The following is an 11,801-nucleotide window of genomic DNA, read 5'->3' as shown; positions in this document are numbered from 1 at the left end:
GAGCAGCCCGCGCTGGCCCAATTTTCGGCGACCTGGAAGCACGTCCATTGGTGCGGCCGGCCGGTGAGGAATGTCGAGCGCCACGGCGGAGCGGCTGGGCTATGCCGAACAGACCAGTTTTGGTCGCGCGTTCAAGCGCTGGACCGGACTAACGCCACGGCAGTTTCGCAACGGCTAGCGCAGCAGCCGCCCCCAGGCATCGGACAGCGCGTCCAGACCGAAATGATCGATCCGGTCACCGGGGCGGATCGCGGTGGCGAGATCGAGCTGACGCTCCAGCGCATCTGCCAGCGCTGTCGCATCGGCCGGGTCGACCAGCAGGCCGCACCGTCCATCATCGAGCAGGTCGACGGCGTTGCCGGCGCTGCGCGACGCGACGATCGGCACGTCCACGGCCATCGCCTCCAGCAGGACATTGGGTGATCCTTCCCACCAGCTCGGCAGGATAAAGGCATCGGCATGGGCCAGCCAGGGAAAGACATTGTCGACCGTGCCGGGCAGGTCGAGATCATCAGCTATACCGAGCGCCTTCGCCTGCGCCCGCAGGCTGTCACAGGCGCGGTCGCGACTTTCGCCCAGGATGATGAGGCGCGCGGGTCGCTCCCGCCGCAGGATCGCGAAGGCGGCAAGCAGAGTGACGAAATTCTTCTGCGGCGCCAGCCGGCCGATCGCCAGGATCACCGGCGGCGTGCGCCCCATCCAGCGATGCGGCACTGGCCCGTCGGCCAGGAAGCGGGCGGCATCGGCGTCGATGCCATTGGGGATCACCGCCACCTTGCCTGCCCGCGCCGCGCCGGCAAAAGCAGGCGTATCCGCCAAGGTCGGCGACACCAGCACCAGATGATCGGCGTCGCGCGCCAGCAGCCGCGCCATCGCGGTGCGGCCGATGCGTCCGAGCCCACCTGATGGTGCGCCGGCCGCATTGCGCATGATGTCGTTGCTGATGCGATAGATGCGCCGCACGTCGCGCAGCCCCTGGCTCGCCGCCCAGGCGGTGCCATGGCCATGATTGCCCGCCGAAATCAGCGTCGCTTGCCCCCGCGATCGCAGATGCCGCCGCAACGCCGCGATCGCCTGCACCTTCTCGCGCGGGCGCGACGGGTTTGGCCCGGCCAGCAGCGCATGATGCGGCACGCCGGTCACGCCCTCGCCGCCCGGCAGCGCCGTCACCAGTTCGACATCCAGCCCGCGCGCCGCCAGTTCGGCGGCCAGGATACGGACATTGCGCACCACGCCGGTCGCGGCCAGCGCATGGACATAGAGGATGATCACGCCCGACGCGGGTCGCGCTCGATCGCGCCGGCCGCCTGCCAGCGCTGCGGCGGCAGATGGCGCAGATGATGGCAGTAAAGCGCGCCCAGCCGGCTGTCGGCCAGCCCCCGGCCGCTCACCAGTTGCATGATGTCGGTGCCGGGGTTCCAGTTGCCTTCGACCAGCACCGGGCCGTCCGGCGTCAGGCCAACATCCCAGCCGATCACGGTAAAGCCCGATCGGAAAGCGAGATGCGCCCGCAGCGCCAGCGCCACGGCGGCATCCAGATCAGGCACCGGCCGGCCGCTGATAAGTGCGCCGGTCAGCGGATGCCGGTCGCAGCGGATCGGCGCGCCGTCCGGTCCCGCCTGCCACACCGGCCCACAGCGTCCGTCGGCATCGACCGACAGCACAAGATTCCCGGCGTTGAAATTATCCACAGGGCGCCCGCCGCCGGCAGACAGGCGCAGCGCCAGCGCGCAGGCCTCGGGCGTGCCAACCTCGTCCAGGCAGGTGACCACGCGCAAGGTCGGCAGCGCGCCCGGCGACATGTCCGCCAGCGCTTCATGGGTAGCCAGGCAGCGCTGGATCACCCCGCCGGCCGCCCAGAGCGCCAGCAGGCGTGCGCGCAGCGTATCGTCGGCGATCGGCCCTTCCGCCCCTTCCCAGCGCCCGCCCTTCTTTGCGAAGCGCACAACCCCCTGCCCCTTGGAACGATAGCTGGGCTTGGCGATGATGACGCTCTGGCCGTGCAGCCAAGTGGCGATATCACCTGTCTCCAGCGCGAAACTGTCGGGCACCGGCAATCCCGCCGCAGCGGCATGGCGGGCGAAAAGCTGCTTGTTCTTGAGCGGATTGGTCTCGGCCGGGAAAGCGCCGGGATTGAGCAGCCGATGCAGCCCCTTGCGATCGCGCATGCTGAGCCCCTGCGCCCGCACCGTTTCGCACAGCAGGCGCCGTTCCGACGCCGCCCAGCCGCTGCGCCCGCTCGCCGCGATCAGCCGCGCAACCGTTCGCCGGCCCAGCGGCCAGTGGCGACGCAATCCGTCATGATAGGCCGCCAGCAGGACATTGCCGTCGGCCGGGGGCAACGCACGCAACGTGAACAAGGGTCAGGCCGCCTCGACCCGCGCCAGCCGCCGCTCCAGCAATTCGCTTGCCACGCCATGGCTGCGCGCATTGTCGACGTCGATCGCGACCGCGCCGTCGCTCAGGATCACCGGCGCGATCACCATGCGGAAGCGGCGGGAGAAACGCGCAAAGGCCTGGCCCAGTGTGCCGATGCCGAAGCGGAAACGGATCAGGTTGAGGAGGCCGAAGGCGCCGATGATCCGCATCGGATGCTTCACGAACTGCCCGCCCGAGCGGAAGGTCTCGGCCGCTGCCAGCGCCTTTGCATTCTTCAGCCAATAGGTGTTGCAGTTGGAAAATTCGTCGTCGGCGAAGCGATAGAATTTGCGCTGTCCCTGCGGATGCGCCGTCAGCACGGACGCGCGGCGGGTGAAGGCGACGGCGGCGTTCGCGCCCTGCGCGGCGCAACCGTCCAACATCTCGGCCAGTGCATCGGGCGTCAGCAGCACATTGTCGGCAGTGGTGATGAGCAACGGGAAGCGCGCACCATCGGCCGCCGCCAGTACGGAATCGACCAGATTGGGCCGGGCCGAAATAGCGACCAGCCGTCCGGTATTCCGTAGTCCGCGCAGTTGCGGCAGGGCGTCGAGCACCGCCACATCCTCGATCGCGACCCGGATTTCGCCGATGCGCGGGCTGGCCGCCAGCGCCTCGATCACATGGACCAGCATCGGCTGGCCGACCACCGGGACCAGGCATTTATGGGTGACGCCCGCAGCCTGTGCGAGTGGGTCTGTCGCGCCGTCGCGCTTGCCGGCGAGCACCAGCGCCGTTGCCATGCCGGGCATCAGGCGGCCTCCAGCACCGGCATTTCGGTCAGCAGGCCATGCCGGGCCAGGCTTTGCGCGACGATCGTTTCGACCAGGCTCTGATGATCGACGCCGATCGACGCGGCTGAGCGCGAGATCGTCTTCTTCGACCAGAGATTGCAGGACAGGTTCACTTCCATGAACAGCAGCTCGCCCGACGCCGGATCGTAGCGATACTCGAACCGGCCATAGTCGAACGGCCAGAGTTCGGGCAGCAGGCGGCGGGTCATATCCTCTAGCCGCGTCCGCAGGTCATGGTCCTCCACCAGGATCAGCGGATCATCGCCCGCATCGATCAGGCCGCGCTTCTCCTCATAGCTGCGTTCGCGATGCGGATCGGCCGGCACATACATCATCGGCGGGAGAATCCAGGGCTGGCCACCGCTGCCGCCGACGACCGGCACGGCCACGTCGAGCAAGGGCGCCCAGGCCTCGACCAGCACGTCATGGCCCAGGCCATGGAGATGATCGGCATGGGCATGGGCCTCCGTCCAGTTGTCGACCATCGCGAGGCCCCAGGAGGCCGACGAGGCGTTGGGCTTCACCACCAGCCGCTCGGCCTGGAATTCCGGGCCGGCCGGCATGGCGCCCCGACGCAGGATGCGCGCCGGCATGGTCGGCACGCCATGGGCGCGAGCGATCAGCTTGGAGAGATATTTATCGTCGGACACGCCACGGACGATCGGGCTTGCACCCAGGAAGGGCACGCCGCGCCAGGACAGCAGGAGCGGCGCCAGCATCTCGCTATTCTGAAATCCGCCGCGATTGAGCAGGGTGACGACGAAGTCGACATCGGGCTTGTCGAACAGCGCATCATAACTGTCGGCAACCGCGACATGGAGGCCAATCGCCTCCAGCGTCGATCGCATCTCATGATGATAGACGGCATGATTGCCATCCACGCTGTCGGCGCCGCCGCCCTTGCAGGCATGCTTGGCCAAGAACAGGAGGCGCAGCCGGGCCTTGTCGGCCGGGGAGATGCGCATGCAACGGTCGATCGGGTTCAGCATGGCGCCGCAATAACGCGCGCCCGTTACGCTGGATTGACGGTGCGATGACGCCGAAGGGACGAAGACGGGTCAGGGCCGTGACGGCTTCATGACCGGGCGATGTCAAACCCGTCGCAGATCAGGACTGGACCATCTGAACCGCCACCGCCTCGGCCACCTTGATGCCGTCGATCGCCGCCGAGAGGATACCCCCGGCATAGCCCGCGCCCTCACCCGCCGGGTAGAGGCCGGCAACGTTGAGGCTCTGAAAATCCTTGCCGCGCGTGATGCGGATCGGCGAGGAGGTGCGGGTTTCCACGCCGGTCATCACCGCGTCGGGATCGTCATAGCGGGCGATCTGGCGACCAAAGGCCGGCAGCGCCTCATGAAACGCCTCGATCACATAGTCGGGCAGGCAGAGCGACAGGTCGGTCGGCGTCACGCCCGGCTTGTAGGAGGGCACGACCGACCCCAGCTGGGTCGAAGGCCGACGCGCGAGGAAGTCGCCGACCGTCTGCCCCGGCGCCCAGTAGGAGGAACCGCCTGCGACATAAGCCAGGCTCTCCCAATGGCGCTGCAGTTCGATCCCCGCCAGCGGTCCATCGGGAAAGTCGCGCGCCGGATCGATGCCGACGACCAGCCCCGAATTGGCGTTGAACTCGGCGCGGCTATACTGGCTCATGCCATTGGTGACGACGCGCCCTTCCTCCGAAGTGGCGGCGACCACCCGGCCACCCGGACACATGCAGAAGCTGTAGACGGTGCGGCCATTGGCGCAATGATGGGCGAGGCTATAGGCCGCCGCACCCAAATCGGGATGGCCGGCGCAATTGCCATAGCGCGCCTTGTCGACCCAGCATTGCGGATGCTCGATCCGCACGCCGATCGAGAAGGGCTTGGGTTCGATATGCACGCCCTTGCCGTGCAGCATCTCGAAGGTCGGGCGGGCGCTGTGGCCCACCGCCATCACCACATGATCCGCCTCGATCACGCTGCCGTCATGCAACACCAGCCCGCGCAATTTCTGCGTGCCGTCGCCCTGCCGTTCCAGCACCAGATCGTCGACGCGGTGCTGCCAGCGATATTCGCCGCCGAGCGACTCGATCTGCTTGCGCATGGCTTCGACCATCGAGACCAGGCGGAAAGTGCCGATATGGGGGTGCGCTTCCCACAAGATATCGTCGGGTGCGCCGGCGGCGACAAATTCCTCCAGCACCTTGTGACCCAGGAAGCGGGGATCCTTCACCCGGCAATAGAGCTTGCCGTCGGAGAAGGTGCCTGCGCCGCCCTCGCCGAACTGGACGTTGGAATCGGGGTTGAGTTCGGCCCGGCGCCACAGGCCCCAGGTGTCCTTGGTCCGCTCGCGCACCACCTTGCCGCGATCCAGGATGATCGGCTTGAACCCCATCTGCGCCAGGATCAGGCCGGCAAACAGGCCGCACGGCCCCGCCCCGATCACCACCGGGCGCTTGCCCTGCCAGCCGTCGGGCACATGGGCGACGAACTTGTAGCTGGTGTCGGGCGTCGGCCGGACGTCATGGTCCTTGGCAAAGCGCTCCAGCACCGCGGCCTCGTCGGCCACGTCGATGTCGAGCGTGTAGACCAGTTGGATCGCGCTGCGGCGGCGTGCATCATTGCCGCGCCGCACGACGCTGTGGCCAAGCAGTTGCTGCGGCTCCAGCCCCAAGCGTTCGCAGATGGCGACGGGCATCGCCTCGGCCGGGTGGTCGAGGGGCAATTTCAAACCGGAAAGACGGATCATGGCGCCGCCCATAGTCGCAAATCGCCCGAAATGCTATTCCCCGAGGCCGTGGCACGGCCGATCGTCCTGCGCATCTTCTAACCTTGACGTAAACGTAAAGCCGTCATAGTCTTTGCTCATGAACACGCGCACCAGCATTGCCGGCATCGAGCTTCCCGATGACCGTGACCAGCAGAGCTACAGCATCACCGACCTCAGCGAGGAGTTCGGCGTCACCGCCCGTGCCCTGCGCTTCTATGAGGATGAAGGACTGATCGCACCGGAGCGCCAGGGCCTGGCCCGCGTCTATTCGCGCCGCGACCGCGCCCGCCTTGCCTGGATCCTGCGCGGCAAGCGCGTGGGCTTCAGCCTCAACGATATTCGCGAGATGATCGACCTCTATGACGCCGACGAGGGTCATGAGGAACAGCGCCGTGTGACGATCGACAAGTGCCGCGCGCGCATCGACCTTTTGACCCGCCAGAAGGACGATATCGATGCCGCCATCGCCGAACTGGCGAGCTTCATCGGAACGATCGAGAAATAAGCCGGAGCCGCATCGTCGGCTCCCCCGCAGCAGAACAAAAACGCCTGGAGAAGATTCATGCCCAGCTACAACGCCCCTGTCCGCGACACCCGCTTCGTGCTCGACCATGTCGTCGGGCTGGAGCGCTACGCCAATCTGCCCGGTTTCGAGAATGCGACCCCCGACCTGGTCGAAGCGATCCTGACCGAAGGCGGCAAGATCGCGTCGGAAGTGCTGTTCCCCATCAACGCCGTGGGCGACAAGGAAGGCTGTACCCGTCATGCCGACGGCAGCGTCACCACGCCGACCGGTTTCAAGGCTGCCTATGACCAGTTTGTCGAGGGCGGCTGGACCACGCTGCACGCGCCAACCGAATTTGGCGGCCAGGGCCTGCCCAATGTCGTCGCCACTGCCGTCACCGAATATGTGCTGTCGGCCAACCAGGCGTTCGAAATGTATCATGGCCTGACCGCCGGCGCGATCGCCGCGCTGATCGCCAAGGGCAGCGACGAACAGAAGGCCACCTATCTGCCCAACATGGTGTCGGGCGTCTGGACCGGCACGATGAACCTGACCGAGCCCCATTCCGGCACGGACTTGGGCCTCATCAAGACCAAGGCCGTGCCGAACGGCGATGGCAGCTTCGCGATCAGCGGCACCAAGATCTTCATCTCGGCCGGCGAACATGATCTGGCGGAGAATATCATCCACCTCGTCCTCGCCAAGACGCCGGGCGCCCCCGACAGCAGCAAGGGCATCTCGCTGTTCGTCGTGCCCAAGTTCATAGTCAATGAAGACGGCTCGCTGGGCGACCGCAATGCCGTGTCCTGCGGCTCGCTCGAACATAAGATGGGCATCCACGGCAACGCCACCTGCGTCATGAACTATGACGGCGCCAAGGGCTGGCTGGTCGGCGAGGAGAATAAGGGCCTGGCCGCCATGTTCATCATGATGAACGCCGCGCGCCTGGGCGTTGGTCTGCAGGGCCTGGGCCAGGGCGAGATCGCGTTCCAGAACGCCGTCCATTACGCCAAGGACCGTCGCCAGGGCCGCGCACTCACCGGCCCCAAGGAGCCGGAGGAAAAGGCCGACACGCTGTTCGTCCACCCCGATGTCCGCCGCATGCTGATGGAAGGCAAGGCGCTGACCGAAGGCCTGCGCGCGCTGATCCTGTGGGGCGCATTGCAGCATGACCTGTCGCACAGCGCCGCGACCGAGGAAGAGCGCCAGGCGGCCGACGATCTGCTGCAGCTGCTGACCCCGGTGATCAAGGGCTATGGCACCGACAAGGGCTTCGACGTTGCGGTGTCGAGCCAGCAGGTGTTCGGCGGCCATGGCTATATCTGGGAAAATGGCGTGGAACAGTATGTTCGCGACGCCCGCATCGCCCAGATCTACGAAGGCACCAATGGCGTGCAGGCGATGGACCTGGTCGGTCGCAAGCTGCCGATGAATGGCGGCCGCGCGCTCCAGGCCTTCCTCAAGATCCTGGCCACCGAAATCGCCGAGGCCAAGACCAACGAGAAGCTGGCGAGCTTCGCCGATGCGCTCGAAAAGGCCAAGGGCCAGCTCGAAGCGGCGACCATGTGGTTGATGCAGAACGCGATGAAGAACCCCGATAATGCCGGGGCCGGCGCGCATCATTACATGCACATCCTGGGCATCGTCGCCACCGGCCTGATGTGGCTGCGCATGGCGAAGGCCGCCACCGGCCTGCTCGATGCGGGCGAAGGCGATGCCGGCTTCCTGGAAGCCAAGCTGGTCACCGCGCGCTTCTTTGCCGAGCGCATCATGCCCGACGCCGGTTCGCTCCGTCGCAAGATCGAGGGCGGCGCCGACACGCTGATGGCGCTCGACCCGGACATGTTCCTGGCGGCCTAATCAGCCTTAATCCCGCCCTGCCGTGCCTTCGGGCCGGGAGGGCGGGCATTCGCCGATGCGCCGGCCGTTGAGCAGATATCGGTCCTCGGTTTGAAAACGCCCGGTGTCGGTGTTGGCGAGCATCAACCCTTCAATCCGCTCGGCCGTCAACTGCGCGCTCAATCGCATATCGATCGTGCCATAACGTGAAGGACAGGAGCGGGTGACACTCAGCCGCCCCTCCTCCACCTCCATGCGCGCCATCATGCAGCCCTGGTGTCCCTCGCGCTCGAAATGATCGTCGACAAATTGCCGCAATGTCTCCGCATCACTGCGGCTGAGGCATAGCTGATAGCGATAGCCCGGTGGCGGCGGCGGCGGCGCCCGTGACGGGCGGGGGCCAGTCGTTGGAAGACCCCGCGTCTGGCTGAACATCCGCCCCTTCTCGATCTCCCACAGACCCGGCCTGATCCGGTAGCGCGATCCGGTCACGAGGATGTCCGTATCCCGCTCGGCCGGCGGCAGGCTGATCTGCGGACCGGGCAGCGCGACCGAAGCGACCGGTTGCCGCGCCTGTTCCAGCGCTGCGGGACGAACGAGGACCACATCCTCCGCCTCCATATCCGCATCGACCAGCGCCGCGATCCGGTCGCTGACGCAGGCCTGCGCCTCGCGCCGTCGGCCATGGCCATCGGCCACGCACTGGCGCACGAACTCGCACATCGCCTGATCGACCCGATCCTCGCCGCTGCTGCGCGTGATCGTGCAGCGGACAAGGTCGCGGCCGCGCACATCATAGTCGATACCGACCTTGCGCAGCTTGGCGGCAGTGACGACGATCGGATCGTCCGCATCGGCTGCGACGAGCGACGCGGACAGAAGCATCAACACGCCTGTCGCGATCGGTCGCATGTCCCGCCTCTCCTGCTCTGTCCTTGGCCAAGGATCACCCGAAGCGCGCCGCCATGCAAGTCCGAACGAAGGCGCAACGATCCGCTCTGGCCCTGCCCCCTTTTCACCGATAGACAGGGATGATGGACAGCCCGCCGCCGGCACAGGATGTGATCCCCCACCGCCCGGTGCGGACGCTGGGGCTGGCCGCCTGCATCGCGCTGGTCATGGGCAACATGATCGGATCGGGCGTGTTCCTGCTGCCCGCTGCGCTCGCCCCCTTCGGCTGGGATGCGGTCGCCGCCTGGGTGTTCACCATCGCCGGCTCCTTGATCCTGGCCTTCGTGATCGCCCGACTGACCGTCGCCATGCCCGATGCCAATGCCGCGCAGATGAGCGCGCGCGCCTATGGCCCGCTGGCCGGCTTCGCGATCGGCTGGATCTACTGGCTGTCGATCATTATCACCAATGTGACGATCGCGGTCGCCGCCACCGCCAACCTGTCCAGCCTGTTGCCGGCGTTGAACCGGCCGGGCATGGGCGCGCTCTGTTCGATCGGCTTCATCTGGCTGACCACCGCGATCAACCTGCGCGGCGCCCATGCCGCCGGCACGGCGCAACTGGTGACGACGATCATCAAGGTCGTGCCCATCCTGGTCGTGCTGGTGCTGCTGGCGCTGACGATCGGGCGCGGCACGGCGGAAATCGTGCCCTTCCCGGCCCAGGGCTTTACCGGCAGCGGCATCACGGCAGCGGCGGCACTGACGCTGTGGGCCCTGCTCGGTTTCGAATCCGCCTCGGTCGCGGCCGACAAGGTCAAGGATCCCGCCCGCACCGTGCCGCGCGCGACGATGATCGGCACGGCGGTCACCGGCCTTCTCTACCTGTTCGTCTGTTCCGGTATCGCCCTCACCCTGCCCGGAGCCGAAAGCCAGACCGGGTCGCCCTTCGGCGCCTATGTCACCCATTATTGGTCGGCCGGGCCCGCCAGCCTGATCGCGACCTTCGTCGTCATCAGTTGCCTTGGCGCGCTCAATGGCTGGACCCTGTTGCAGGGCGAGGTGCCGCTGGCGATGGCGCGCGCAGGCGAGCTGCCGGCCTGGCTGGCGGGCACGGATGCGCGCGGCACGCCGGTGCGCGGATTGATATTGTCGAGCATCCTTGCCAGCCTGCTGCTGGTCGCCAACAGCCTGCAGGGGCTGGTGGCCTTGTTCACCGCCATGGCGCTGCTCGCGACATCGGCGACGCTGTGGCTCTATGTGGGTTGTGCGCTGGCTGCGCTGCGCTTGCGGATTGCCGTACCCGCCGCAGCGGTCGGCCTCGCCTATGCCTGCTGGACTTTATGGGGCGCGGGCCTCGTTCCCAGCGGCGCCAGCTTCCTGCTGATGGCGGGCGGCCTGCCCTTCTACTGGTGGGCGCGGCGCACCAGCGCCACGCCCTGACCAGTCCTGTGGGGAGGATCAGTCCCCCCACAATTCCTTGAGCTTGCCGAAGAAGCCGCTCGATTGCGGGCATTCCTCGCCGGTCTCGGTCTCGCGGAAGGCTTCGAGCAACTCGCGCTGCTTGGCCGTCAGCTTGGTCGGCGTTTCGACATCGACCTGGACGACCAGGTCGCCCTGACCGCGGCCGTTCAGCACCGGCATGCCGGCGCCACGCTGCTTGATCTGCTTGCCCGACTGGATACCGCTCGGGATCTTGATCTCGTGCCGCTGGCCATCGAGGCCCGGCACTTCGATCATTCCGCCCAGCGCCGCCGTCGTGATGCTGACCGGCACGCGACAGAATAGCGTGGTGCCATCCCGTTCGAAGATGCTGTGCCGCTTCACATGCAGGAAGATGTAGAGATCGCCCGCTGGCGCGCCACGCGCACCGGCCTCGCCCTCGCCCGACAGGCGAATGCGGGTGCCTTCGTCAACGCCCGCCGGGATATTGACCGACAGCGTCTTGGGCCGATCGACCCGGCCTTCGCCGCGACAGGATTTGCAGGGGCTTTCGATCACCTGGCCCGCGCCATGGCAGCTGGGGCAGGTCCGCTCGACCACGAAGAAGCCCTGCTGTGCCCGCACCTGGCCGTGGCCATGGCAGGTGCCGCAGGTCTTGACCCCGGTGCCCGGCTGGGCGCCCGAACCGTCGCAGCTATCGCAGGCGGCCGACACCTCGATCTGGATCTCGGTCTTCTTGCCATGATAGGCTTCGTCCAGCGTGATTTCGAGATCATAGCGCAGGTCCGCGCCGCGGCGCTGCTGCTGGCGTCCGCCACCACCGCCGCCAAAGCCGGCCTGGCCAAAGATCGTCTCGAAAATATCGCCAAGGTCGGAGAAACCACCGGCACCGCCGTGGAATCCGCCGCCGCCACCCTGTTGCTGCTGCTTGAACGCGGTATGACCGAACCGGTCATAGGCCGCCCGCTTCTGCGGATCCTTCAGGCAGTCATAGGCTTCGGAAACGGCCTTGAACTTGGCCTCGCTGTCGGTGCAGCCCCCGGTCTTGTCCGGGTGATATTTCATCGCCAGCTTGCGATAGGCGCTCTTGATCGCGGCCCCGTCGGCTGTGCGTTCTACTTCGAGCAGTTCGTAATAGTCGATTTCGGTCGTCATCTCGCC

General features: G+C 66.8%; 11 protein-coding genes. 4 read left to right on the top strand and 7 right to left on the bottom strand.

What is annotated here, in order from left to right; genetic code table 11:
- The first annotated feature begins 70 nt into the window (after positions 1 to 70).
- Positions 71 to 178, top strand: coding sequence for a helix-turn-helix domain-containing protein (locus tag A0U87_RS13010; protein ID WP_234415651.1), 108 nt, complete (start codon positions 71 to 73; stop codon positions 176 to 178).
- Here A0U87_RS13010 and A0U87_RS13005 read toward each other — a convergent pair.
- The 5 genes from A0U87_RS13005 to A0U87_RS12985 all read right to left on the bottom strand — a co-directional run bounded on the left by A0U87_RS13005 (position 175) and on the right by A0U87_RS12985 (position 5,942).
- Complete coding sequence (locus tag A0U87_RS13005; RefSeq protein ID WP_048936371.1) at positions 175 to 1,272, bottom strand: glycosyltransferase; 1,098 nt, start codon at positions 1,270 to 1,272, stop codon at positions 175 to 177. The genes A0U87_RS13010 and A0U87_RS13005 overlap by 4 nt on opposite strands.
- Entirely contained in the window at positions 1,269 to 2,360 is a 1,092-nt protein-coding gene (locus tag A0U87_RS13000) for a sugar-transfer associated ATP-grasp domain-containing protein (RefSeq protein ID WP_048936370.1), read from the bottom strand. Before A0U87_RS13000 ends, A0U87_RS13005 begins: the two co-directional genes overlap by 4 nt.
- Before the next feature lie 3 nt (positions 2,361 to 2,363).
- Positions 2,364 to 3,170 (bottom strand): NTP transferase domain-containing protein, encoded by an 807-nt coding sequence (locus A0U87_RS12995; protein ID WP_048936369.1) that lies wholly within the window; start codon positions 3,168 to 3,170, stop codon positions 2,364 to 2,366.
- Positions 3,170 to 4,201, bottom strand: a complete 1,032-nt coding sequence (locus A0U87_RS12990; RefSeq protein WP_048936368.1) for a phosphoribosylglycinamide synthetase — start codon at positions 4,199 to 4,201, stop codon at positions 3,170 to 3,172. Before A0U87_RS12990 ends, A0U87_RS12995 begins: the two co-directional genes overlap by 1 nt.
- A gap of 118 nt (positions 4,202 to 4,319) precedes the next feature.
- Complete coding sequence (locus tag A0U87_RS12985) at positions 4,320 to 5,942, bottom strand: NAD(P)/FAD-dependent oxidoreductase (protein WP_137405609.1); 1,623 nt, start codon at positions 5,940 to 5,942, stop codon at positions 4,320 to 4,322.
- Positions 5,943 to 6,060: 118 nt separating this feature from the next.
- Between A0U87_RS12985 and A0U87_RS12980 the strand changes: the two genes are divergently transcribed.
- Entirely contained in the window at positions 6,061 to 6,468 is a 408-nt protein-coding gene (locus A0U87_RS12980) for a MerR family DNA-binding transcriptional regulator (RefSeq protein WP_004210206.1), read from the top strand.
- A gap of 57 nt (positions 6,469 to 6,525) precedes the next feature.
- The gene (locus tag A0U87_RS12975; protein ID WP_048936367.1) at positions 6,526 to 8,328 is read left to right on the top strand and encodes an acyl-CoA dehydrogenase C-terminal domain-containing protein; all 1,803 of its coding nucleotides are present in this window, start codon (positions 6,526 to 6,528) and stop codon (positions 8,326 to 8,328) included.
- 6 nt (positions 8,329 to 8,334) lie between these two features.
- Here A0U87_RS12975 and A0U87_RS12970 read toward each other — a convergent pair whose 3' ends face one another.
- Positions 8,335 to 9,219 carry a DUF3617 family protein gene (locus tag A0U87_RS12970; protein WP_048936366.1) on the bottom strand — a complete coding sequence of 295 codons (885 nt, stop codon included), beginning with the start codon at positions 9,217 to 9,219 and terminating at the stop codon, positions 8,335 to 8,337.
- A 122-nt stretch (positions 9,220 to 9,341) separates the two neighbouring features.
- Between A0U87_RS12970 and A0U87_RS12965 the strand changes: the two genes are divergently transcribed.
- Positions 9,342 to 10,640, top strand: coding sequence for an amino acid permease (locus A0U87_RS12965; RefSeq protein WP_048936456.1), 1,299 nt, complete (start codon positions 9,342 to 9,344; stop codon positions 10,638 to 10,640).
- An 18-nt stretch (positions 10,641 to 10,658) separates the two neighbouring features.
- Here the strand turns inward: A0U87_RS12965 and dnaJ are convergent, their stop codons facing one another.
- A complete protein-coding gene (gene dnaJ, locus A0U87_RS12960) occupies positions 10,659 to 11,795 on the bottom strand; it encodes a molecular chaperone DnaJ (protein ID WP_048936455.1) in 1,137 nt (378 codons plus the stop codon).
- Positions 11,796 to 11,801: the final 6 nt, after the last annotated feature.

The sequence above is a fragment of the Sphingobium sp. MP9-4 genome, from assembly GCF_005281675.1.
Lineage (GTDB): Bacteria > Pseudomonadota > Alphaproteobacteria > Sphingomonadales > Sphingomonadaceae > Sphingobium > Sphingobium yanoikuyae.
This window is presented reverse-complemented; position numbering and strand designations above follow the sequence as displayed.

Coding starts and splice junctions, on each gene's coding strand:
- A0U87_RS13010 (WP_234415651.1), top strand. CDS start 71: ATGTCGAGCGCCACGGCGGAGCGGCTGGGCTATGCCGAACAGACCAGT.
- A0U87_RS12995 (WP_048936369.1), bottom strand. CDS start 3,170: ATGCCCGGCATGGCAACGGCGCTGGTGCTCGCCGGCAAGCGCGACGGC.
- A0U87_RS12990 (WP_048936368.1), bottom strand. CDS start 4,201: ATGCTGAACCCGATCGACCGTTGCATGCGCATCTCCCCGGCCGACAAG.
- A0U87_RS12985 (WP_137405609.1), bottom strand. CDS start 5,942: ATGATCCGTCTTTCCGGTTTGAAATTGCCCCTCGACCACCCGGCCGAG.
- A0U87_RS12980 (WP_004210206.1), top strand. CDS start 6,061: ATGAACACGCGCACCAGCATTGCCGGCATCGAGCTTCCCGATGACCGT.
- A0U87_RS12975 (WP_048936367.1), top strand. CDS start 6,526: ATGCCCAGCTACAACGCCCCTGTCCGCGACACCCGCTTCGTGCTCGAC.
- A0U87_RS12970 (WP_048936366.1), bottom strand. CDS start 9,219: ATGCGACCGATCGCGACAGGCGTGTTGATGCTTCTGTCCGCGTCGCTC.
- A0U87_RS12965 (WP_048936456.1), top strand. CDS start 9,342: ATGGACAGCCCGCCGCCGGCACAGGATGTGATCCCCCACCGCCCGGTG.
- dnaJ (WP_048936455.1), bottom strand. CDS start 11,795: ATGACGACCGAAATCGACTATTACGAACTGCTCGAAGTAGAACGCACA.